General features: G+C 45.4%; 22 protein-coding genes. 16 read left to right on the plus strand and 6 right to left on the minus strand.

The window, feature by feature from the left end:
* Nucleotides 1–16 precede the first annotated feature (16 nt).
* Nucleotides 17–754 carry an AraC family transcriptional regulator gene (locus K0625_RS12615; protein WP_220110024.1) on the minus strand — a complete coding sequence of 246 codons (738 nt, stop codon included), beginning with the start codon at nt 752–754 and terminating at the stop codon, nt 17–19.
* 141 nt (nt 755–895) lie between these two features.
* Between K0625_RS12615 and K0625_RS12620 the strand changes: the two genes are divergently transcribed.
* The 7 genes from K0625_RS12620 (at nt 896) to K0625_RS12650 (ending at nt 8566) form a co-directional block, all read left to right on the plus strand.
* The gene (locus K0625_RS12620) at nt 896–2074 is read left to right on the plus strand and encodes a Gfo/Idh/MocA family protein (RefSeq protein WP_232847072.1); all 1179 of its coding nucleotides are present in this window, start codon (nt 896–898) and stop codon (nt 2072–2074) included.
* On the plus strand, nt 2075–3127 hold the full coding sequence (locus K0625_RS12625) for a sugar phosphate isomerase/epimerase family protein (RefSeq protein WP_220110025.1): 1053 nt from the start codon (nt 2075–2077) through the stop codon (nt 3125–3127). It abuts the gene before it with no gap.
* Nucleotides 3128–3136: 9 nt separating this feature from the next.
* The gene (locus tag K0625_RS12630; protein WP_220110026.1) at nt 3137–4384 is read left to right on the plus strand and encodes an MFS transporter; all 1248 of its coding nucleotides are present in this window, start codon (nt 3137–3139) and stop codon (nt 4382–4384) included.
* A gap of 80 nt (nt 4385–4464) precedes the next feature.
* Nucleotides 4465–5334, plus strand: coding sequence for a sugar phosphate isomerase/epimerase family protein (locus K0625_RS12635; protein ID WP_438944501.1), 870 nt, complete (start codon nt 4465–4467; stop codon nt 5332–5334).
* A 52-nt stretch (nt 5335–5386) separates the two neighbouring features.
* Nucleotides 5387–6121, plus strand: coding sequence for a 3-keto-disaccharide hydrolase (locus tag K0625_RS12640; RefSeq protein ID WP_220110027.1), 735 nt, complete (start codon nt 5387–5389; stop codon nt 6119–6121).
* Nucleotides 6121–7818 carry a GMC family oxidoreductase gene (locus K0625_RS12645; protein ID WP_232847073.1) on the plus strand — a complete coding sequence of 566 codons (1698 nt, stop codon included), beginning with the start codon at nt 6121–6123 and terminating at the stop codon, nt 7816–7818. Before K0625_RS12640 ends, K0625_RS12645 begins: the two co-directional genes overlap by 1 nt.
* A 1-nt stretch (nt 7819) precedes the next feature.
* Nucleotides 7820–8566, plus strand: coding sequence for a gluconate 2-dehydrogenase subunit 3 family protein (locus tag K0625_RS12650; RefSeq protein ID WP_220110028.1), 747 nt, complete (start codon nt 7820–7822; stop codon nt 8564–8566).
* Nucleotides 8567–8662: 96 nt separating this feature from the next.
* Here the strand turns inward: K0625_RS12650 and K0625_RS12655 are convergent, their stop codons facing one another.
* Nucleotides 8663–9871: an NAD(P)/FAD-dependent oxidoreductase gene (locus tag K0625_RS12655; RefSeq protein WP_220110029.1), complete on the minus strand. Its 1209-nt coding sequence runs from the start codon at nt 9869–9871 to the stop codon at nt 8663–8665.
* Between the two features lie 313 nt (nt 9872–10184).
* Here K0625_RS12655 and K0625_RS12660 point away from each other — a divergent pair, with 313 nt between their 5' ends.
* Both K0625_RS12660 and K0625_RS12665 read left to right on the plus strand, forming a co-directional pair.
* Nucleotides 10185–10829, plus strand: a complete 645-nt coding sequence (locus K0625_RS12660; protein WP_220110030.1) for a CIA30 family protein — start codon at nt 10185–10187, stop codon at nt 10827–10829.
* Between the two features lie 2 nt (nt 10830–10831).
* Complete coding sequence (locus K0625_RS12665; RefSeq protein ID WP_220110031.1) at nt 10832–11449, plus strand: HAD family hydrolase; 618 nt, start codon at nt 10832–10834, stop codon at nt 11447–11449.
* Nucleotides 11450–11507: 58 nt separating this feature from the next.
* On the opposite strand, the gene K0625_RS12670 is transcribed toward K0625_RS12665, so the two are convergent.
* On the minus strand, nt 11508–12386 hold the full coding sequence (locus tag K0625_RS12670; RefSeq protein WP_220110032.1) for a LysR family transcriptional regulator: 879 nt from the start codon (nt 12384–12386) through the stop codon (nt 11508–11510).
* Nucleotides 12387–12778: 392 nt separating this feature from the next.
* Between K0625_RS12670 and gfa the strand changes: the two genes are divergently transcribed.
* The 5 genes from gfa to K0625_RS12695 all read left to right on the plus strand — a co-directional run bounded on the left by gfa (nt 12779) and on the right by K0625_RS12695 (nt 16696).
* Nucleotides 12779–13336: an S-(hydroxymethyl)glutathione synthase gene (gene gfa / locus K0625_RS12675; RefSeq protein WP_220110033.1), complete on the plus strand. Its 558-nt coding sequence runs from the start codon at nt 12779–12781 to the stop codon at nt 13334–13336.
* Between the two features lie 320 nt (nt 13337–13656).
* Nucleotides 13657–13923: a DksA/TraR family C4-type zinc finger protein gene (locus K0625_RS12680; protein WP_220110034.1), complete on the plus strand. Its 267-nt coding sequence runs from the start codon at nt 13657–13659 to the stop codon at nt 13921–13923.
* Nucleotides 13924–14121: 198 nt separating this feature from the next.
* On the plus strand, nt 14122–15252 hold the full coding sequence (locus K0625_RS12685; protein WP_012323023.1) for an S-(hydroxymethyl)glutathione dehydrogenase/class III alcohol dehydrogenase: 1131 nt from the start codon (nt 14122–14124) through the stop codon (nt 15250–15252).
* 89 nt (nt 15253–15341) lie between these two features.
* A complete protein-coding gene (gene fghA, locus K0625_RS12690; RefSeq protein ID WP_333473850.1) occupies nt 15342–16181 on the plus strand; it encodes an S-formylglutathione hydrolase in 840 nt (279 codons plus the stop codon).
* 188 nt (nt 16182–16369) lie between these two features.
* Nucleotides 16370–16696 (plus strand): DMT family transporter, encoded by a 327-nt coding sequence (locus tag K0625_RS12695; protein ID WP_012323025.1) that lies wholly within the window; start codon nt 16370–16372, stop codon nt 16694–16696.
* A gap of 9 nt (nt 16697–16705) precedes the next feature.
* On the opposite strand, the gene K0625_RS12700 is transcribed toward K0625_RS12695, so the two are convergent.
* The 3 genes from K0625_RS12700 to K0625_RS12710 form a co-directional block, all read right to left on the minus strand.
* On the minus strand, nt 16706–17422 hold the full coding sequence (locus K0625_RS12700; RefSeq protein WP_220110035.1) for an SDR family NAD(P)-dependent oxidoreductase: 717 nt from the start codon (nt 17420–17422) through the stop codon (nt 16706–16708).
* A gap of 58 nt (nt 17423–17480) precedes the next feature.
* Nucleotides 17481–19112: a ShlB/FhaC/HecB family hemolysin secretion/activation protein gene (locus K0625_RS12705; protein ID WP_220110036.1), complete on the minus strand. Its 1632-nt coding sequence runs from the start codon at nt 19110–19112 to the stop codon at nt 17481–17483.
* Between the two features lie 204 nt (nt 19113–19316).
* Complete coding sequence (locus K0625_RS12710) at nt 19317–20537, minus strand: threonine/serine exporter family protein (protein ID WP_220110037.1); 1221 nt, start codon at nt 20535–20537, stop codon at nt 19317–19319.
* A gap of 185 nt (nt 20538–20722) precedes the next feature.
* Between K0625_RS12710 and K0625_RS12715 the strand changes: the two genes are divergently transcribed.
* A complete protein-coding gene (locus tag K0625_RS12715) occupies nt 20723–21124 on the plus strand; it encodes an MAPEG family protein (RefSeq protein ID WP_220110038.1) in 402 nt (133 codons plus the stop codon).
* A 511-nt stretch (nt 21125–21635) separates the two neighbouring features.
* A complete protein-coding gene (locus K0625_RS12720; RefSeq protein ID WP_220110039.1) occupies nt 21636–23930 on the plus strand; it encodes a YgiQ family radical SAM protein in 2295 nt (764 codons plus the stop codon).
* Nucleotides 23931–23940: the final 10 nt, after the last annotated feature.

Here is a 23940-nt window from a genome sequence, read left to right on the forward strand (position 1 = left end):
GACTGTTAAAAACTGACTACGACAATCGGTAGTTCTTTCTAAACTCTGAGGGTAATTCGCCAAAAAACAGCCTGAACTGTTTGCTGAAGTAGCTGTGATCGGTAAAACCTGTTGCGTCTCCTACCTGTGAAATTGGCATATCGGTTTCTACTAAAAGTCTACGTGCGTTTTCAAGGCGAACCTCATTGATAAACTGTTTTGGTGTTTTAGTGAGGTATTTTTTAAAGCGTCTCTCTAGGGCACTGACAGAGAGGTGAGCGACCTCTGCTAACTCTTCAATGGCGAGGTGTCGGGAGTAGTGCTCTCTCACAAAATCCACAGGGGCTTTGATGGCATCGACGCCAGAAAGTGCCATCGCCTGTTTCTGCAGATGCCGCGTGATGCCATATGATCCTATGATCTCGCCCACTTGATTTGAGAGTGGGCGTTTGGAGGTGGCATACCAAGCTGGATCGCCAGCTTGTGTCATGTTCATCTCTAAGCGCTCCGTGACGGTTTGACCTGCTAAGATTTTTTCATCATCACGGATAAACTGCTTCGCTAGGTGAGGAGGGGAGAAGTCATAGTCGTTTTTCCCCAATATTTGATTGAGCCCCCGCACCTCTTTGTGTTCAATAAAGGCTTGGTTTGCATGAACAAAATTATGGTTTTTATCCTTAATCCAAAAGAGCACGCCTGGCAGTAGATCGAACATGCTGATCACTTGCTCTACCTCAACTAGATTGAGAAATGTGTTCTCTTTATCCCAGCTCATCTACCCCTCCCTATCCGATATTTGTTGATTGCACCAAATAACAAACGCCGAATTTGTTGCATCGATAACCGATTTATTAATAACACATATTAAGACCTCAATCCTATAGTGGTTATATTCTTACTTGGTATGTTTATCACAATGAAAAAGATTCGGATGGGAATGGTTGGTGGCGGGCAAGGTGCATTTATTGGTGCAGTGCATCGTATTGCCGCTTTTTTAGATGGTGAAATAGAGCTGGTGTGTGGCGCATTTAGCTCAAAGCCCCAGCGCAGTATTGAGTCTGGAAAGGCGCTTTATCTGCCAGAGCACCGCTGTTATGACTCCTATCAGGAGATGATTCTGTGTGAAGAGAAGCTCCCTGAAGAGATGCGCATGGAGTTTGTTGTCATTGTGACGCCCAATCATCTGCATTTTCCTGTGGCAAAAATGGCAATCGAGTATGGTTTCCATGTGTTGTCAGATAAACCTGCGACCATCAGTTTAGATGAGGCATTAAGGTTAAAGCAGCTCTTAGAGAAACATAACCAACTCTATGGCTTGACCCAAACATACACAGGCTATCCCTTAATCAAGCAAGCCCGTCATTTAATCGCTGCGGGAGAGTTGGGCAATATTGTTAAGATGGTGGTCGAGTACAGCCAAGGCTGGCTAGCATCAAAAGAAGATGAGACGAGCAAACAAGCCAGTTGGCGATTAGATAAAAATCAGTCAGGTATTAGCTGCTGTATGGGCGATATTGGTGTGCATGCTGCCAATTTAGCCGAGTATGTCTCTGGGCTGAACATGACAGAGCTGTGCGCTGACCTTACCTCTACGGTTGCCGGGCGAACTTTAGATGATGACGGAACTGTGCTGTTGAAGTTTTCTAACGGTGCTAAGGGCGTGCTATTGGCAAGCCAAGTGGCACTTGGTGACGAGAACAACCTTAAGCTGCGAGTTTACGGGGACAGAAAGAGTATCGAGTGGTCTCAGCTTGAACCAAACACACTTTGGCTGAAATCTAACACAGAAGCGACACAGATGATCCGCGCTGGAGTCGGTGAGCAATGCGCCGCTGCCAAGCAAGCGATGCGAACACCTGCGGGCCATCCAGAGGGATATTTGGAGGCATTCGCTAATATCTACTGTAACTTTGCTAAGCAGATTAGGGCAAAAAAGGCAGGTGAGGTTTGTGATAACCGGCTGTTTGATGTACCGGGTATTGAGCAAGCTGTTCGCGGTATGGCCTTTATTGAGAACGTGGTTCAAGCCAGCGCTTCTAATGAAAAGTGGCACCCGTTTTCACTTAAAGCAGATCGCAATATGGGGGAGGAATAGATGTCTCAAATAAAGGGGCCAGGTATCTTCCTAGCGCAGTTTTGTCAGGATGATGCACCATTTAATAACTTAACCAGTATCTGCCAATGGGTGGCTGACTTAGGTTACAAGGCGGTGCAGATCCCAACTTGGGATAAACGTTTATTTGATCTCAAGCTCGCCTACCAGAGTCAGACCTATTGTGATGATGTGAAAGGCATTATTACGGATGCGGGTTTGAGCATCAGTGAGTTATCGACTCATCTACAGGGGCAGCTAGTGGCTGTTCACCCAACATACGATAAGCAGTTCGACGCCTTTGCACCCGAGGAGGTTAAAAACAAGCCTCAGGCTCGGACTCAGTGGGCGGTTGAGCAGGTTTCAATGGCGGCTAAGGTGAGTCAGACATTGGGGCTTAATGCCCATGCGACATTCTCTGGGGCCCTGTTATGGCAAACCGCTTACCCCTGGCCCCAGCGCCCAGCTGGTTTGGTTGAGGAGGGGTTTAAGGAGTTGGGTAAGAGATGGCTACCTTTGCTCAATAAGTTTGAAGATGCCGGAGTGGATCTCTGTTATGAGCTTCATCCAGGTGAAGATCTCCATGATGGCGTGACCTTTGAGCGATTCTTAGGGGCAACGGGGGATCATGCTAGAGCGAATATTCTCTACGATCCGAGCCACTTTGTACTGCAACAGCTCGATTATCTGGCTTTTATCGATATCTATCATGAGCGGATTAAGGCTTTTCATGTCAAAGATGCCGAGTTTAGACCTAATGGTCGAAGTGGCGTTTATGGGGGATACCAAGATTGGCAACAACGTCCAGGCCGCTTTAGATCTTTGGGAGATGGACAGATAGATTTTAAACAGATCTTTAGCAAATTAACTCAATATGGTTTCGATGGTTGGGCAGTGCTTGAGTGGGAGTGTTGTTTGAAACACCCCGCAGATGGTGCAAAAGAGGGCGCCCCCTTTATTGAGCAACATCTGATAAGAACACCTGAATATGCGTTCGATGACTTTGCATCAAGTGGTGTTGATGAGTCGTTAAATCGCAAAATTCTAGGATTATAGGGGGAGCATATGTCTGCTGACATAGATCGAAATCGAATTTTTACCGCGAGTTGCCTAGCACTGACGGTAACCGCCATGACGTTCGCTATCCGCGCCGGTATTTTAGGTCAGCTTAGTCAAGACTTTGGTCTATCTGATGCAGAGCTAGGCTGGATAAATGCCATGGCATTTTTAGGTTTTCCTGTTGCCACCATATTGGGCGGTTTACTGTATAACTTTTTAGGGGCTAAAAAGTTAGTGCTTATCGCTTTTGTGGGCCATATCCTTGGTTTACTGCTAACCATGTCGGCTGATGGATTTTGGCTATTGTTGATCTCCAGTTTCTGTATCGGTTTTGCCAACGGCGCGGTTGAAGCTGGGTGTAATCCTTTGATTGCAGATATCTATCATAAGAAGCAGACCGTTATGTTAAACCGCTTTCATGTCTGGTTTCCCGGCGGCATTGTGGTGGGAGCCCTTATCTCTAAAGCGATGACAGACATGAGCTTTGGTTGGCAAGCGCAGATTGCCGTGATGTTAGTGCCAACGCTAATCTATGGGTATCTGATCATCAGTCAGACATTTCCTAAAACCGATAATATCAACACCTCTACCTCAGCTAATTTAAAGGGGCTGTTCTCACCTCTGTTCCTATTTATGGCCTTTTGCATGACCTTAACAGCCACCAGTGAACTTGGCACTCAGCAGTGGATTGAGCGTATTCTTGGCGCTTCTGGGGCATCGCCTATGTTAATTATGGCGATGGTGACGGGAGTGATGGCAGTTGGACGCTTTTTTGCGGGCCCCTTAGTGCACAAATTAAACCCATACGGTGTGCTGCTCTACTCTGCGATAGTAACGACAATTGGTATCTACTCCATGAGCTTAGCAACAGGGAATATGGTGTATGTATCTGCCCTCATTTTTGCATTGGGGGTGACTTATTTCTGGCCAACCATGATAGGTTTTGTGGCGGAGAATATTCCTCAAACTGGCGCCTTAGGGATGTCGGTAATGGGCGGCGTTGGTATGTTTGCAGTGAGTATGTGGAACCCTGTGATTGGGCATTGGATTGATAAAGGTAGAGAGCAGGCAGTAGCGGCGCATACCAATCCCGAAATCGCTGAGTTAGCAGCAGGGCAATCAACCTTGGCTAACTTGAGTGTGTTCCCTTTCGTGCTGATATTTGCCTTTGCTGGTTTGGCGCTTTATATGCGACAGCAAAAGCGAAAAGTGAGCCAAGCCCAGGATAGCGCTCAGGCGGAGTCATCATTTTAACTAGGGTAATGGCTAGAGTGATGGCGTTGAGACAAGAGCGCTGATTCATCATTTTACAGAGCATAGCTAAGGGAGCATTCGTGAAGACTGTATTAACAAGCTTAATATTAACGGGCTTAATAGGATTTTTGATGGTTACCTCAACAACAAGTATGGCCCATGAGGCGTATAGCCTAACGCCGCCAAAGGTGAGCGTTCAGCTTTGGTCAGTTAAAGATCAACTTAAAGATGATTTTGAAGTCACTGTTGAGGCGCTGGCCCAAATGGGGTTTGACGGTGTTGAGTTTGCCGGAGATTTTGGCCCATTTAATAGGGATGCCAATGGGTTGAGATTATACCTAGATTCATTAGGCATGGTGGCCAGTGGTGCTCATGTCTCCTTTGAGCAGCTCAATGATGAGAGTTTCACTGAAACCGTAGCGTTTTACCAAGCGTTAGGGGCGAAAGTATTAATTGTAGGGTGGGACAAGAGGGCTTGGGATCCTAAGGGGATAGATTTTGTCGTTAATGAGCTTAATCGTATCTCGCTTAAGCTAAAACCTTTAGGGATCAAATTTGGTTTCCATAACCATGAACATGAGTTTAATGGTTTTAAGGGCACCACTTTTTGGGACTACTTGGCTAAAAATACGATGCAAGATGTGATTCTTCAACAAGATGTTGGTTGGACTACCTATGCGGGGCGGGATCCCATTGAATATGTGAAGCGCTACCCAGGTAGAACTATTACCACGCACTATAAGGTGAAACTACCAGAAGGGGTCGAGGGAAAGCTGCCTATCATAGGTCAGGACACCATAGATTGGTTAGCACTGACAAAGGCAAATATCGCTGTTGGTGGTACCCAGTGGTTAGTGGTAGAGCAGGAGGAGTATCCTAATGGATTAACCCCGCTACAAGCGGTGGAAAAGTCGAAGCTGGGCTTAGATAACATATTAAAACAACTATAAAAAACATTAATAAAATAGCGATAAAAACAGTTTAACTGTGTGAGGGAATGCAATGGCTAAGTGGGGAGTAAGTATCAGGGGAGTATGTATCAAGAGTCGGTGGCAACAGGTTGTTGCTGCCTTACTGCTATCGGCAGTGGCAACGGCAGGTATTGCTGCTGATAACCAGCTATCAAAAAAGGAGAAAGAGGCTGGGTGGCAACTGCTGTTTAATGGTAAAGATATGTCCCAGTGGCGCAACTTTAAGCAGCAGGGAGTGAACCCTAAATGGGTTATCGATCAAGATAGTATTCATCTCTCAGGTGGTGGAGGAGGCGATCTTCTCACTAAACAAGCCTACAAGAACTTCGAATTGATACTGGAGTGGAAGATATCCCGAGCTGGCAATAGCGGCATCTTTGTGTTGGCCGATGAACTTGGCCCCAAGATTTATTCCCATGCCATAGAGGTGCAGATCTTAGATAATCAAAGACATGCGGATAATAAAATAGACTCCCATCTATCGGGTTCAATCTATGATATTCAGGCATCACCGCCAGCTTCTCACAGAGTTGCTGGTGAGTGGAATATGGTGCGCATCCATATGTATAACAACAGCTTATCTGTTTGGCAAAATGGCATCTTAACGGCCGAGATTATTGTTGGCAGTGAAAAATGGAATAACTTAGTTGCCGAGAGTAAGTTCAGCACTTGGACTGGTTTTGCTCAGGCATCACAGGGGCATATTGGTTTGCAGGATCATAGCGATCCAGTTTGGTTTAAAAACATCAAACTGAGGGAGCTGTAATGATGGAAGGGCAAATTAATGGTCATGATTATGATGTGATTGTTGTTGGCTCCGGTGCAGGTGGTGCCATGGCAGCTTACACATTAACAAAATCGGGACGTAAAGTGCTGATGTTAGAGGCGGGGCGAGACTACGATCCAAAAACAGAAACCCCCATGTTCAAGAGTAACTTCGATGCACCACTGCTCGGCGCGGGTAACTCAGATAAAGACTTTGGTTTTTATGATGCAACCGTTGATGGCGGCTGGGAGGTACCGGGAGAGCCTTACACTAAAGGTGAGGGGAGTGAGTTTCTCTGGTGGCGTGCTCGTATGTTAGGGGGGCGAACTAACCATTGGGGGCGCTACTCACTGCGATTTAGTGAACATGATTTTAAAGGCTTTAGTCGTGATGGTTTAGGTGCTGACTGGCCATTCGAATACTGGGATCTGGCGCCTTGGTATGATGAGACTGAAGCCTTGGTTGGGATCTGTGGTACCAATACAGGTTTAGATGATATGCCAGATTCTCCTGAGGGCGTATTACAGCCACCACCTAAACCCCGTGTGCCTGAGCTGCTTGTCTCGGCTGCGGCGAAAAAGTTGGGTATCCCCACGGCGCCTATGCATCGTGCTGTTCTCACTCGCCCAAAAGATGATCGCCAAGCGTGTTTCTATGCCACTCCTTGTGGTCGTGGTTGCTCCATTGGCGCTGCATTTCAAACGACAACCTCTTTGATCCCGATGGCGCAAGCGACGGGGCTGCTCACTGTGATCACCGATGCCATGGTGAAAGAGGTCAATGTCGATGAGAAAGGTAAGGTCAATGCCCTGACCTATATCGACAAGAAAACCAAACAAGCCCATAGATTGGATGCCAAGGTGATCATTCTTGCAGCGAGTGCCTGTGAGTCTGCACGCATACTGCTTAACTCTAAAAGTGAATCACATCCAAATGGATTAGCTAACTCAAGTGGCCATGTGGGCAGAAATATTATGGACTCAACTGGTGTGAGCTATGGCGCCCACATTCCAGCTCTTGAAGGGCGTCCTAAATACAATGAAGATGGTCACACGGCAAATCACCTGTTTATCCCCTGGTGGGGGCATAAGATGCAGGAGAAAAAGGCGATGGCCTTTCCTCGTGGTTATCATTTCGAGATAGGATCAGGCTTTAGGGCTCCGAGCTCTTGGGTGAGTGGCGATCTCGATGGTTATGGAAAGCCGTTAAAAGAGATAACAAAGCAAGCCTATGGCTCCTATGTGGGATTGGCGCTGAGGGGAGAGATGCTGCCCAATGATGATTGCTATATGGAGATCGATGAGGATGTGAAGGATCAGTGGGGCATTCCTGTGGTCAAGTTTCATTGGAAATGGTCTCAGCACGAGCTTAAACAGGTTGAGCATGGTTTAAAGACCGCCCGTCAGATCCTTGAAACCATGGGGGCTAAGTTCGATAAACCTCTACCCAAAGCGGAAGATGCGATCCTAAAGGGGGGGCAGATCATTCATGAGGTAGGAAGCACCCGTATGGGAGACTCGCCAACAGAGTCTGTGACCAATCAATGGGGGCAAACCTGGGATTGCAGTAATCTGTTTGTGATGGATGCTGGTGTGTTTGCATCTAACCCCCATAAAAACTGCACCTTAACCATCATGACATTGGCCATGAGAAACAGCACTTGGTTAGCGAGACAGCTAGATAAGGGGGAGCTGTAAAATGAGCTTAGTAAAAGAGCGATACTCAAGCAAAAAACCTTATCTCGCTTCCTTAAGCAGACGTGATGCGATCAAGTGGATTGGTGCACTCTCTGTTACGGCGGCGTTTCCAGGGCTGACCGCATGCAGTAGTCAAGCATTAGCGCCTCAGAGTCAGTTAGCCAAAGGTCATTGGCCGCAGTTGGATCTGCCAGTTATTAATGCCACTGGCTATGGAAAAGATCCAAACCTAATCATCGCACCAAGAGCATCATGGCCCAGAACACTAACGGCAGCGCAGCTTACCTTCATTGCTGTACTTGCCGATATCGTTGCGCCAAGAGAGGGGGCGGCGCCCTCTGCCAGTGAAGTGAAAGTGCCAGACCTGCTCGATGAGTGGGTGAGTGCCCCCTATGAGCAGCAACAGCAGGATAGGGTCTCTTTTCTACATCTGCTTGCATGGCTAGATGAGGAGGCTAGACGACGTTTCGATAACCTGTTTGTTGATGTGAGGGCTTCTCAGCAGTTAGCAATAATCGATGATATCGCCTATAAAAAAGCGATGCAGAGTGAGGAGTTTGTTAGATCCGCTAAAGCCTTTGCAGATTTTAGGCGCTTAGTGCTGGCCTGTTTTTTCTGTAGTCCCGCGGGCGTAAAAGATATCGGTTATCTAGGTAATGTGCCGATTGTCGGTGATTACCCTGGCCCCAGCGATGAAGCGATGACACATTTACAGAGTGTGTTGGATGAGTTGGGGTTAACCTTGTAATTTGTTAAGTGCCTAAAAAAGCCCGCATGCTGTTAAGCATACGGGCTTTTTCATTTATACCAATTGTGATAGCAATTATTATACTGATTGGTATTGTTAGTTAGGCTGAAAGATACACTTTAAACGCTTAGCTATGATGAGCCTAGACATGGTTAAGAAACCGCTGACCGTCTTTTGGTGTAGACGGAAGATGGTGTCGTAGAGGCGTCTGACTAAACGTCCCTTCAAAATTAACCTGTCATTCATCATGGTACTAATAGCGTAGTTGTGACCGATAGCTACCACCATGCCACCATCTTTGTAGACAAATGGCGTGAGAGTTTTCCCCTGCATTAACCCAAGCAGACTTTTTGCTAAGTGCACTGCGGCGCGATTAGCCGCCTGAGCCTTAGGAGGCACTGTACTGCCATCGGCTTGAGGAATTGCAGCACAATCTCCAAGGGAGAAGATGCTAGGATCTTGTGTTGTCGCGAGGGTTTGCTGCACCACTAACTGGTTTGCATTGTTACTCTCGAGACCGCCTATGTTTTTAAGCCAATCAGGGGCTTTTATCCCTGCAGCCCAAAACTGTAGATCGGCATCTAACGTTATCCCTTCGCTGGTGGTCATTCCTTGCTTATCGACACTGGCAATACGAGTGTTGAGCAGCAGGTTTACGTTGAACTTTTCTAATCTTGATTGTGCTTGCTGAGACATCTTTAATGGGCTGTTTGGCAATACTCTATCTGCAGCTTCAATCAAGTTGATTGTCAGTCTTGCTGCATGTGGGTTACGTTCTAGTTTACCGCTAACCTTGGCAAGTTCTGCGGCAAGCTCAAGTCCTGTAGCCCCTGCACCGACGATATTGATGGTGCGCTGCTCTCCAGAACGAAGTAGTGCGCTTATCTGTTGCCAGCTCTCTCTTGCCTGCTCTGGAGTGTCCAGAAATAGACTGTGTTCAAGTGCCCCTTTGGTGGCAAAGTCATTGCTGATAGCACCGACAGCGATCACCAAATAATCATAGGCTAATGTGTCTGTCTCACCGTTAGGTTTATAGACAACCAACTGCTTCTCTTCACGATTGATATTTGTCATTCTACCTTGATAATGGCGATAACCGTTTTTGGCTCCATGGCTGAAGTAGCAGAGACTATCGAGATCGTTATCGAACGTGCCCGCCGCGATCTCATGGAACCTAGGCTTCCAGTAGTGGTGTGTCTCCCCCTCGACTAAGATAACTTCATCTTGTTTGTTGACTGAACGACCTAAAAGACTGGCAAGTTCCAGCCCGGCAGCGCCGCCACCAACGATGACAACACGAGACATAATATTTCCTTAACGCAGCTAAAAAGCAGCGTGATTAACATTGAATTTTTGGCCTAGCGACTGAGCGAGCAGATCTTTATACGAACTGGTATTAAGACTTTGCGGAGAGTTGGGAGGCGTATCTGATGGCGGCCATTATAATTCGGGTTCGAATTGGAACAATTAGGCGAAAAGGTAAATCACTTTTGCTCAATCGTAATAATCCAAGCTATGACTGGTTTCCTGAGAAAATAAGCGAGTTAATTGCCGTTAATGTAAACCATTTAATGGTTTACAACGTATTGCCTTATTCGTTTAACAATGGATTATCGCCATGCCACCAGTAAAACTGAGAGCTCGTAGCCATAGTTATAGTCATTTAAATTGCTGGTTTGCAAAGTGGAGGTTACTCTCAATTACCTTGATGGGGGCAGTTTTGCCGGTATTCGGTGTAATCTCTGATGAGGGAATGTCAATGACACCTTTAGTGGCGCTCAGTGAGCAAAAATCCACTGATTGGAAATTAATTAATGATACCGTTATGGGAGGCGTTTCTAACAGCCTGCTTGATATCAGTGCAGATATTGCAACCTTTAGTGGTCATTTATCACTCGAGCAAAATGGTGGTTTTGCCTCTACCAGAATATCCATTAGTCAGGTGATACCTAGTGAACTTAACCTTATTCGGATTCATGTGAAAGGTGATGGTAGGACTTATCAGTTAAGGCTGAGAACCGATGATAGCTGGGACTCTTTTTCATATTCACACCCATTTAAAACCGAGAAGGATAGATGGGTTAGTATTGAGTTTAAAGCGGATGATTTTATACCTGTGTATCGCGGGCGTACTCTTGACGCTCCACAGCTAAATTATGCCGATATTAAGCAAGTAGGATTTTTATTGGCAGATAAACAAGCCGGTGATTTCGCTTTATCATTTAAAAATATTGAATTAATCGACTCAAATAGGGATAAGTAACATTGAGTATTAGGGTGAATACCCACTTTGATTTCAGTCATATTCAAGGTGTAATTTTCGATTTAGATGGCACTCTTGCGGATTCTAATCCTGATTTTGAGGGATTGAGGCGTGAGCTTGGTTTAAAGTCAGGGACCGATATTCTTGCTCATATGGAGTCGATAACAGAACCGGTACTTGCATCAAAAACAAAAGAGATAGTGACGCGTTATGAGCTTGAAAGCTCAAGTCGTGCGACTTGGGTAGCTGGTGCTGAGCAACTCGTTGCACTATTTAGGCGTTTAAAGCTGCCTCAAGCGATACTGACGCGCAATATTCCTCAGGCCGCTGGGATTACTTTAGCAAACCTTGGGTTAGAGATGGACTTGGTGCTGACTCGATTTGATGCCAAAGCTAAGCCTCACCCCGAAGGTGTAGAGTTGATTTGCGAACAATGGCAGCTTGAACCGGCTAATATTTTGTTTATTGGGGACTATCTTTATGATCTGCAAACAGCACGAAATGCAGGGACTAAAAGCGTGCTTTATAGTCCAGATTTAATACCCGACTATGCATCACAAGCAGATATTGTCTGCCAGTGTTATACCGCTCTTATTCAGCACTTTAATGCCCAGCTATAAAACTCGCCTGTAAAAGGAGTGCTTTTAGTTTGCTACTTATACGTTGAATGAACTCAGCTTACTTTTGGGATGCCAAAGCTTGAGTTAAGTGATCCAGTAACATGCGTACTTTTGGCGATAGATGCCGATTATGTGGGTAGAGTGCCCAAATACCCTCCTCTGGTGAGCGGTTTTGCTCCAGCAGCGGTACCAGTTGTCCATCCTCAATGAAGGATTGTAGGTAGTAGTCGGGGAGCTGGATTATTCCAATTCCCTTTATTGCAGCGTCGACTAAGGCGTGACCGCTGTTACAGCTTAGATTCCCTTTTACCCTAACATTTCTAGTTTTACCATTATCTTCGAATCGCCAGTAGTCCATGGTTCCCAATAAGCAGTTGTGTTGCTCAAGCTCTGAAAGAGAGTGAGGAATACCAAAAGTTGAAAGGTAGTTAGGTGAGGCGCAAACATACTGAGTGCGAGAGCTTAATCGCTTGGCCATCATGCTTGAGTCTTCAAGTTGGCCTAATCTGATGGCCAGATCATAGCCCTCGTCGATCAGGTCAAGTTTCTGATTAGTTAAGTTTATCTTTACTTCTAGCTCTGGATACTTGGCGGCAAAATCATTAATAAGTGGGGCAATCGTCATCTCTCCATAGGTTACTGGTGCTGTGATTTTGAGTAATCCCCGCGGTGCACTTTGCAAATTGGTGATGGCACGTTCAGCTTCATCTAGTCCATCTAAGACCTGCCTGCAGTGCTGGTAATAGACTCTTCCAACCTCTGTGGTGGAGACTTTTCGGGTAGTGCGGTGAAACAGCTTTGTGGCTAAGCGGGTTTCTAATGCGCTGACTTGCCTGCTAACTTGTGCGGTGGAGATCCCCAAGCGTTGTGAAGCCTTAGTAAAGCTCTCCGCCTCTGCAACTGCAACAAACTCACTGATGCCTTCCCAATTGAACATAATAATTACCGGACTGTTTTCTCTATTGTGATTATCTCCGAATCTTCAATAAATGCAATTGTTGTTTTCACTATGGAGGTTTGATTAAGTTGTTATATTTTCAAGGTTTTATTGTTTTTCACATTTTCTAAATTATTACTGATTAGTAAAAGATTTTTTCAAAACATTAGGATTATCATTATTTGAATGAGGAATATAATTCTGTCCATCGAAATGACGTAGGCATTACTCCGAAATCATAACGTCAATAGCAGGGTCGAGTTGTTAGCTCTTTAACAACAGTGAAGAGGACAAGCATTCAAGTCACCTGCTTCTAATATTAAGTTATTTTACTGGATTACTAGGGCTACAGCTCAAAGAGCTGTTTACTAGGGAAGATCCATGGAGTTTTTATGAAAGTGTTAATTCACCCACAAGTTGATAATGGAGTTACTCAGAGCCAGGAAGGCTTTTCCGGTGGTACTTTAGGGTGTCAATGTCAGGCGCAACGAGTTGAAGTTTCAGTTACGGCTCAAACTGCTCATAACCACGTTTGTGGTTGCAGCAAATGTTGGAAACCAGAGGGAGCTTTATTTGCTCAAATCGCCGTTGTTTCACGTGATAATGTTCAAGTGATTAACAATGCTGATAAATTGATGATAGTCGATGAGTCTGCCGCTATCCAACGCCACGCCTGCAAAGAGTGTGGAACCCATATGTATGGCCGCATTGAGAATGCTGCTCACCCCTTTTATGGATTGGATTTTGTACACACCGAACTATCATCAGAGCAGGGATGGTCTCAACCTGAGTTTGCTGCGTTTGTCTCTTCAATCATAGAATCAGGCGCTGCTGCAGACTCTATGGCAGATGTTCGTCAAACCTTGAAAGATTTAGGTCTTGAGCCATATGACTGTTTATCACCTGCGTTAATGGATGCAATTGCTGTGCATCTTGCTAAGAGCGCGTAATATCAATTGGTTTATGAGTAAAAAAAGGCGCTTCGGCGCTTTTTTTGTATCTGCTATAGAGGGAGCGTGGAGTCGCGTCTAAGAGAGCTTACTAAGGGGGAAGAAACAAGGTTTTATATTGATGACTATTATTACCAAAAGGTAAAAGTCATTTGTAATTATCGGGGATTATCATTCTTACAGAGTTGAATATAATGTTTGTTATCGGATAGGCAGTCGCTTCAGGTTTGATTTATCTATTTGAGGCCAATAGATCAGTAGATGTGTGTATTGCCTTCTTGGTTACTTGGGCGTATAGCTAAACATTAGTGGAGGTTAAAATGGCTGGTGGTTGGTCTAGAGATGGTGCGGTACAAGATCAGATCGATAACAGTGTCGATGATGGTGTTGCTCAAGCCAGAAGTCGGTTACCGGTTGGTCAAAGCCTACTTTATTGTGAGGAGTGTGACTGCCCCATTCCACAGGCGCGAAGAGAAGCCGTTATTGGAGTTCGTCTCTGTGTCAGTTGTCAGCAGGAAGCTGATAAGCAATTTAAAAGTTTTAGTAATTTTAACCGGCGTGCGGGGAAAGATAGCCAGTTAAGATAGGGGGATTTAGGTTCTTGCAAAGAACCAAGGCATTTAGGCCATCACCCTTCGCTCACATCGAGCGTTAATATAATATCATTATTACCATGTGGTAAAAGTCATTTGCATCTAGAGGGTATTATCAATTTAATCGCACTAGATATAATGTTTACCATAGATTCATAGAAACGTTTTAATTTACATATTTAGGATATAACAATGACAGCACAAACAATTAAATCAAAAGCAGCAGTCGCTTGGGCTGTGGGTGAGCCATTATCTATGGAAATCGTAGATGTAATGCCACCACAAAAAGGTGAAGTACGTATTAAGATGATCGCAACAGGCGTTTGTCATACCGATGCTTTTACTTTATCAGGTGATGATCCTGAAGGTATCTTCCCATGTATTTTAGGCCATGAAGGCGGCGGAATCGTTGAATCTATCGGCGAAGGCGTTACTAGCGTTCAGGTCGGCGATCACGTAATCCCTCTTTACACTCCTGAGTGTGGTGAATGTAAATTCTGTAAGTCTGGTAAGACTAACCTTTGCCAGAAGATCCGTGAAACCCAAGGTAAAGGCTTAATGCCAGATGGCACGACTCGTTTCTCTAAAGATGGCGTTGATATTTTCCACTACATGGGAACATCTACCTTTTCTGAGTACACTGTACTACCTGAAATTTCATTGGCTAAAGTTAACCCAGAAGCGCCACTTGAAGAGGTGTGTCTGTTAGGTTGTGGTGTAACTACTGGTATGGGCGCTGTAATGAATACGGCTAAAGTTGAAGAGGGCTCAACAGTCGCTATCTTCGGCATGGGCGGTATCGGTCTATCGGCAGTTATTGGTGCAACTATGGCTAAAGCCGCTCGCATCATTGTTATCGATATTAACGAAAGCAAGTTTGAGCTAGCCCGTAAACTAGGTGCTACTGATTGCATCAATCCAAAAGATTATGACAAGCCAATTCAAGATGTGATTGTTGAGTTGACTGATGGCGGCGTTGATTACTCATTTGAGTGTATCGGTAATGTTCACGTGATGCGCTCAGCACTTGAGTGTTGTCATAAAGGTTGGGGCGAATCTGTGGTTATCGGTGTCGCTGGCGCAGGTCAAGAGATCTCTACTCGTCCATTCCAACTTGTTACTGGTCGCGTATGGAAAGGCAGCGCATTTGGTGGTGTTAAAGGCCGCTCTGAGCTACCTGAATATGTTGAACGCTACATGGCGGGTGAGTTTAAGTTAAACGACTTTATTACTCACACTATGGGACTTGAGCAGGTAAATGAAGCGTTTGACCTTATGCACGAAGGTAAGAGCATACGTACTGTTATCCATTTCGATAAGTAATAAGCTGAATTAGGCATTGTTAAACCTCGAAATTGATCCCCTTTGTCAACTGAGTTTGCATGATTGCAAACTCAGTAGGAGACCCAAGCGTGACAATTGAAAATGTGAGTGTGAATAAGAGTTTTGATGGCTGGCATAAGCAGTATAGCCACAGATCCAGTGTCTTAAATTGTGAGATGCGATTCGCCATCTACCTGCCACCACAAGCATCAAATGGTGAGAAAGTACCGGTACTCTATTGGTTATCTGGCTTAACCTGCACTGATGAAAACTTTATGCAGAAAGCTGGGGCGCAGGCATTGGCAGCTGAGCTTGGTATCGCTATTGTTGCACCGGATACCAGCCCAAGAGGCGATGATGTAGCCGATGATGAAGGATACGATCTGGGCAAAGGGGCGGGGTTCTATGTTAATGCGACTCAGGTACCTTGGAGCCGCCATTATCAGATGTATGACTATGTCGTTGATGAGCTGCCAAAGCTGATTGAATCTATGTTCCCAGTTAGTGATAAGCGCTCGATCGCAGGACACTCTATGGGCGGACATGGCGCTTTGGTTATTGCACTGAGAAACAGTGACGCCTATCAGTCTGTGTCGGCGTTTAGTCCTATTAGTAATCCGATCAATTGTCCTTGGGGCAAGAAGGCATTTACAGCTTATTTAGGTCGAGATACTAAAGCTTGGTCTGATTATGATGCTAGTGTGCTTATGCGTCAGGCGACAAGCTTTGTACCAGCTTTAGTGGACCAAGGTGATGGTGATAACTTTATGGTTGAGCAGTTAAAGCCTGAAATGCTTGAAGCTGCAGCGAGCGTGAGCGGTTACCCTTTAACCTTGAACATCCGTGAAGGCTATGATCACAGTTACTACTTTATCTCTAGCTATATCGAGAACCACCTGCGTTTTCATGCTGAGCACTTAAAGAAGTAAGCTCCTGTTATAATTTATATGAAAGGTGTCGTCAGTAATGACGGCACCTTTTTTTATATATAATTATTACTGGGTGGTAAAAGTGATTTGCAAATCACCTTAATTATCATTCAGCAGAATAGAAATATAATAGCTAAAACAGAGACCCAAACAGCAGGATTACCCTGTTATTACTTAAGGCGTTGAACATGAGTTGGATTTTTCTAATATTGGGTGTAGTTGCTGAGGCATTATCACATGTTGCACTCAAGGCTACCGACGGATTTACTCGTCCACTTCCCGCAGCCCTCGTTATCTTGGGGCATCTGACGGCGTTTATCTTTTTAGGACAGGCGATGAAAGGGATGCCTGTAGGCATAGTTCATGCTCTATGGGCGGGCCTTGCAATCGTGACTGTAACCCTGATGTCGACGCTCCTATATCGACAGCATCTCGATACCACTGCTTGGATAGGCATGCTGCTGGTTGCAGGTGGTGTGATGATGATTAACCTCTCTCAGGGGCACTCCCACTAGTTTAATCATTTATCCTCGGCAGATGGATCTGCCTCCATCAACCTTAATAGCGGTTCCGGTCACAAAGGGGTTAGCCAGAATAAACTCTATGGTTTGAAATACAGGATTAAATCCGGCTTCGAAGGGGAGAAGTGTGGCGTTAAGCACTTGCTCTTTTTGTGCTTGGCTATGTTCAGGAAGGAACTTAAGTGGTCCTGGCATAATTGAGTTACAGCGTACGCCTGGTGCAAACTTTTTGGCGAAGGAGCGTGTGAGGTTCTCAAGTCCCGCCTTAGTGGAACAATACAGTGAGTGCTCTTGGCTAGGATTATCTGCGTAGATATCTGTCATATTCACCACTAATCCGGGTGTCTTCTCATCAAAGAGAAGGGAGGCTAGCTCATGGGTTAATAGGCTAGGAAAGAGCATATGGATCTGAAAAAAAAGGGTCAGTTTAGATTCAATCTCTTGATTGTCTTCTGGATCCGCTTCAAAGACAGAAGCATTATTGATCAGCAGATCGATATGACTCACTTGTGATTTTATGGCTGTAACAGCTTGCTCAACACCTAGCTTATCGTAACCATGGATTTGAACTGCATGAAAGTTTGCTGAATCGATGGAGGTAAACTCATTAGAGGCACTTCGTGATATTGCAAAAACCCTATCACCTCTGGCAATAAACTGCTCAGCTAGAAAGAGACCTAATCGACGACTTGCTCCGGTTATCACAACTGTTTTCATCATTTTTTGCCTAGGTGCTAACTAAATTCTATTTAATTTACCATAGCTTATAAGCAAATAGTTAAAAACGATTTCGTACTTGAAAGCGCCATTCCCAGCTATTGACCTCAGTGCCTGACGTGAAAGGTACGCTGATATCAATATGGGCAACGTTGCCGTAACTTGAGCGTGATGAGTAGATACGGGCACCAATGCCTATGCTGCCGATAGGCTCTGACACTTCGTTGTTGTCATCGGGGCCACCACTGGCTTGCCCTACATCAACAAATGCAGCCCAGCCAAGTTCTGCTAATTGATAGAGATTGATATTGGGGTAGTGGCGTATCTCGGCGGAAAACAGCCACTGATTATCCCCATGTTGATAGTCATTGGGGTAGCCACGAATACCAGTTTCATCCCCTAGAGCAAAGGTCTTGTCTAGATAGTTATTTTTTGAGGTGCTTAAGCGGGTCTTAGCGTAGGCGGTCCACTTAGGATTGATGCGATAGAAATACTCAGCTTTTGCATTGATCTGGTAAAAGTCTTTTTGAGCAGTGGCAAAAATTCCTGCTCCATCGAAGGATAGCAGGAGAAGATCACCATTATCTTGATAGCCTCGGGTTGTTTTCCAGTTGATATGATAACCAAGTGAAGAGTCCCTCAAGTCTTGGGTTTCAAGGCCGAGCTTGAGATAGTGGTGCCAACCTAGGTTGATATCTTCGTTGTAGTTAATTAAGTGAATATTTTGCAGCACTTTATAGTCATCCTGCAGGTACTCATAAGCGGCCCATGGATAGAGGAAGTCTCTGTCTTGGGGAAGCTCTGAATCTGGGAACTTATCCTGATTGGCAAACTCACTCTTATTGCGGGTGATACCAGTAATGAGGCGGGTACGCGAATTAGCCGTTTTATTGATACGCCAACCATATTGAAGATTAAAAAAGTCCTGCTTGTGCTCAAACTCATTAATATCCATGCCATTTTGTTTGATGGTATCGGTTCTGAGGTCATCGCTGTAGCTAAAGCCATACATATTGTTGGCATCGAGTGTGTAGAAAGGTTTAATAAATCTAAATTGGGTCGCCTGACCATCACTGTTGTCATGGTAACTGGCGGCTATGGTCGAGTGTTTGATGAGGTTATCCAGTGGTGCTTGCACCGACAATTTATAGCCTGTTCTTTCACTGTCAGACTTATATTTTATCCGTGTTCGTATGCCGTAACCAAGTAGGTTATCCTCCTTCAAGCCGACTGAATATTTAGTGTCTCCTCCGCTGCGACTTAAGCTCACTGTGGGTAGCAGTGACCAGTTATCCCAGGTCTCCACTAATACAACTTCCCCCTCATCTGGGGCGTCAGCATCGGGTGCGCGCTCGACGAAGGTGATTTTTGCATCACGAATGTAGGGTTCATACCTCAGGTTTCTCTGGGCTTCCTCAATATCCTTCTGGCTAACACGGCTCCCTTCATCGAAGGTGAGCTTATTTAAAATGGTGGATTCGCGAGTATTGATATGCAGATAATTTGCCCAGTCATGAATAAAAAAGCTGTTGGTAGCGGATTCATCGAAGATAGGATGACTAGTGATAATGATTTTATGCAGTGACTTTTTTTCGGTAAAGGCTTCAGTTTTTTCCGCACTCTCTTCAGCTAAGCCCGTTTGAGCAGCTAAGAAGCTAATACTGATAAAAACTAAAGAGGTCTTGTATGTCACGTTAGATACATCCTTGCTGAAAAAGCGTGTATTTACGGCGAGGCAAAAGACTTGTTTAAACGAATACCAAATTTACTAAATATTTAATGTAGCTAGTATTAATAACACACCTAGCTGGCGAGTTAGTCAAGGTAGAAATGAAAATAAGCTGATGATTTACTTTAAGCACTAGCAGTGAGTTTTGAGCTCACTGCTAGTGGTATGCTAGAGAGTTCTTCTGGGAGAAACTGCAACGTTTGCAAAGATTAACCCTGCAACGAGCGACATAAATATCAGGAATATTTGGGTACCAATATGGGATTGATTTAGCATGGTCTCACCCAAGATCAGGGTGTTTAGCCCGATATAAGTTTTACTGCCAGGGACTAAGATCACTATGCCTTGAAGTAGTGCGATAGAGGCTGGTGCTTTCATCCAACGGGCAAAAAGATTGGAGTAGACTCCGACAGCAAAGGCACCAAAAAAGATCCCGATAGAGTCGCCGAGATAGATTGCGCCAAGCATAGATGAACAAAAAGCAACAATACCTGCCAATATTCCCCAGGGTGAATCCTTCATACGGGCTTTAAAGATGATCACCAGCGCCATGGATAAGATGGGCACAGCTGACCAAACGGCTATCTGGGGAAGAGGCTCTGGTTCAAAGTAGATCGCTTCGCCAAAAATAGCAGTACCGACAACCATGCCAAAAATAGCGCCGAAGTAGAGCTTAAATAGCAGCATACAGGCGTCCATAATGCGCGCTGTACCTGAGATAAGATCCCTCGCCGCTAATTCAGCTAACCCCAAGGTGAGTGCTAAGCCGGGAACAAAGACAATAATGCCGGAGAGGATCACTACAGGAATGTTGATGCTGGGATCGAACTGTGAGATCCCGCAGGTGATGATAGCGGCCAAGATGGCGGCTAGAGGCTCGAGCATCTCCGCCATGCGTTTGGAGCGTTCGGCGCGATACACCAGTCCATAGACCATAAAGCCTAAGAGCGCCGACCAGAAGACATCATTCCAACTGGTCCCCATCAACATGGCGAAAGCCCCTGCTGAACTACCAAATGCCAACAGGGTTAGTAGCGAACCATAGGGGTTGGGTTTGTTGGCTATCTCATCGAGTCGTTCTAAGGCTTCATCTAGGGTTCTCTTACCTGATACCAACTCCTCAACCAGCTCATCGGTTCTTGCCAAGGAGCCCAGATCAAGCTCGCCAGGCTTAACCCTAGCGACATGGTTATACTCCTGCTCGTCGTTACGCTGAAGCACAAATGTCATCGCGGTGGGTGAGATGAGAAAATAGCCCTCTAAATCGAGGAAGTTAGAGACGGCTTGAAGGTGGGCTTCGAGTCGATAAGCTGGGGTACCAAACTTATGGAGATACTTTCCTAACTTTATGATAAAGCGACGCTTTACTAAAAAATCCTGAGTGTCCACTGGCAAGGTCCGTTGTTGTTAAAATTGGCATCAAAAAATGAGGTGTTATCAAACGAGCGCATAGTAACCCAATTTGTGGAAAAAAGGTTAATCGAATGGAAAATATTTACTTCCATAAGATAAGTTGTCATCTTGGTTAAAAAGCTGTTGTATCAACAGATCTTAACTATAAGACAGGGAAACATATGCCAGTTGCAATCTCCGGGTTATATATCAGTATTACTGCCATCTTAGTGGTGATGTTTGCCATGCGGGTGGTTAAGCTGCGCCGTAAACATAAGATAGGCATAGGTAGCTCAGACAATAAAGAGCTGAGAATTGCAGGTCGAGTGCATGCCAACTTAATTGAAAATGCCCCCATTGCTATGGCGTTGCTGCTTGTGGCTGAACTTAATGGATTAACCCCTGTGGCATTGCATCTGCTGGGGATCATGTGGGTGATTGGACGAGTGCTTCATGCCATTGGATTGACCAAGGGGCAGGGGGGTTATCACTTAGGTAGATTTTGGGGCGGCCTACTAAGCTGGTTGATGATATTAATCCTTGCGGGGATCAATCTTGGGTATTTTGTTTATAGCCAGATATAAAGGATATTGTCCTAACTGCCGTGTGGGTAAACATCCTCACTATGAATATACCCAAACTACTCCAAGATGCAGGATTCAGCATGTCGAGAAGTGACAGAGTTCAAGGCATGAAATAGTAGGACTAGTTATTCTAATTCAATATTTCATAACACAGAAAAATGTTGCTTCTCGCCATGCCCTTCGGGAGTTCCCGTAGAATCCCTGCACTGCGTTAGTGATATCAACAAGGGAATAACCATTATCCTCAATCACTGCCTTGTTCAGCTATCCTACGGGAGCTCTGAAACGAGCATCTTGAGGTAGCTTGGGTATAAGACTACCAAATAAAAGCGGTTCTTTAGCGCTTAAAACCGCTCGGCTGGTTGTTTTTTGTTCGCCTTTGTCACCCTTCTCCTGCTATAATCCGCGTCCCATTTATCAATGGTGAGTCTATTATTCATCCTCTTGATAACGCCGTGGGCGCCGATGTTTCTCCTATTTTTTATGTTTTAATAGTCAGGCTATAACACACATGCAAGTTGAATCTACGTTATTTACGTATCCCAAGTATCGCGCTGAAATGAAGCGACCAGCCCCATTTTTACCTATGTCTCGTAAAGAGATGGATAGGTTAGGTTGGGATAGTTGCGACATCATCATAGTGACCGGTGACGCTTATGTAGATCATCCCAGTTTTGGCATGGCTGTTATTGGTCGTATGCTTGAGTCACAGGGTTTTAGAGTGGGGATCATCTCTCAGCCTGACTGGTCAAATAAAAATGACTTTATGAAGCTGGGCAAGCCGAATCTCTATTTTGGTGTGACCGCGGGAAATATGGACTCGATGATCAATCGCTATACGGCAGAGCGCCGTATGCGTCATGACGATGCCTACACTGCGGGGAATATTGGTGGTAAACGTCCCGATCGCGCCGTCACTGTGTATACCCAAAGGTGTAAAGAAGCCTATAAACAGGTGCCCGTTGTCATAGGTGGTATCGAAGCTAGCCTGCGCCGTATTGCACATTACGATTACTGGTCCGATAAAATTCGCCGTAGTGTTATTCTAGATGCCAAGGCTGATATCTTAGTTTATGGTAATGCCGAGCGTCCGTTGGTGGAGCTATCACATCGTCTCGCCGATGGTGAACCTATCTCTGAGCTGCATAATATTCGCGGCACCACAGTGATCCGTAAAGAGCCCCTTTCTGGTTGGAAAGGGATGGACTCGCGCAAAATCGATCAACTTCATAAGATAGACCCGATCCCTCACCCCTATGGCGCCGACGATGTGGGTTGTAAAAATCTCTCTGGCCCATCGGATGTGAAGATATTTGATAACGATGCGCCTAAAGCTATCAGTGTTCAACCTGCTAGACCTAAGCCTTGGGAGAAGACCTATGTTTTGCTGCCAAGTTTTGAGAAAGTTTCAGGTGATAAGTATCTCTATGCTCACGCATCGCGGATCTTGCATCAGGAGCAGAACCCAGGTTGTGCCCGGGCCCTATTTCAAAAGCATGCCGAACGCGCTATTTGGGTAAATCCACCTGCGTGGCCGCTCAATACCGACGAGATGGATGGTGTATTTGGCTTGGCCTATGCGCGTGTGCCTCACCCTTCATACGGTAAAGAGGTTATTCCTGCCTACGACATGATTAAGACCTCAATCAATATCATGCGTGGTTGTTTCGGTGGTTGCTCATTCTGCTCCATTACCGAGCATGAGGGGCGGATCATTCAAAGTCGTTCACAAGAGTCGATTGTGAACGAGATTAAAGATATTCAAGATAAAGTGCCTGGATTTACTGGTGTGATCTCTGATCTCGGTGGCCCGACTGCTAACATGTATCACTTGGGTTGTAAGAGTGAGAAGGCGGAGAAAACTTGTCGTCGTATCTCCTGTATCTTCCCGGATATCTGTGGCCATATGGATACAGATCATCAACCGACCATAGATCTCTATCGCGCCGCACGTGATGTGCCAGGTATTAAGAAGATCTTAATCGCCTCGGGTGTGCGTTATGACTTGGCATCGGAAGACCCACGTTATGTGAAGGAACTCGCGACTCACCATGTGGGTGGCTACCTTAAAATCGCCCCAGAGCATACCGAAGAGGGCCCGCTGAATAAGATGATGAAGCCGGGCATGGGAACCTATGATAAGTTTAAAGAGCTATTTGATAAATATTCGAAAGAAGCGGGTAAGAAGCAGTACCTGATCCCCTACTTTATCTCGGCGCACCCAGGAACGACCAACGAAGATATGGTCAATCTGGCTTTATGGCTGAAGGGGGAGAAGTTCAAGCTAGATCAGGTGCAAAACTTCTATCCATCGCCCATGGCAAATGCGACAACCATTTACCACACTGAGCTGAACTCTCTTAAAAATGTGAAGCACACCAGTGAACAAGTGACGGTGCCTAAAAAGGGGCGTCAACGTAAGTTGCACAAGGCGTTGCTGCGTTACCACGATGAAGCTGGCTGGCCTATGATCCGTGAAGCCCTGATTGAGATGGGCAAAGAGAAGTTAATTGGCAGTGGAGCAAATTGTTTGGTCCCTGCTGAATCTCGTCAGGAGCGTGAAGCTAGGCGTCATAAGGGAAAAAATAACGGCAATAAGAGCAGCAAGAGTACTGGTGGCCAAAAAGCATTAACTCGTTTCTCAGAAGATCAATTTAGCGATCGCAAACCCAGAGGTGGAAAGTCAGGTGGTGTCGGTAAACAGGGCGCAGGTAAGGGAGGTAACGGACAGGCTAAAAACTCTGCTGGGTCTAAGCGGCCGCCGAAGAAAAATGCCTGGGGCACCACGCCTAAACATCAGCGATGAACTATAGGAG

Origin of the sequence: Shewanella nanhaiensis (genome assembly GCF_019457885.1) — a bacterium.
Lineage (GTDB): Bacteria > Pseudomonadota > Gammaproteobacteria > Enterobacterales > Shewanellaceae > Shewanella > Shewanella nanhaiensis.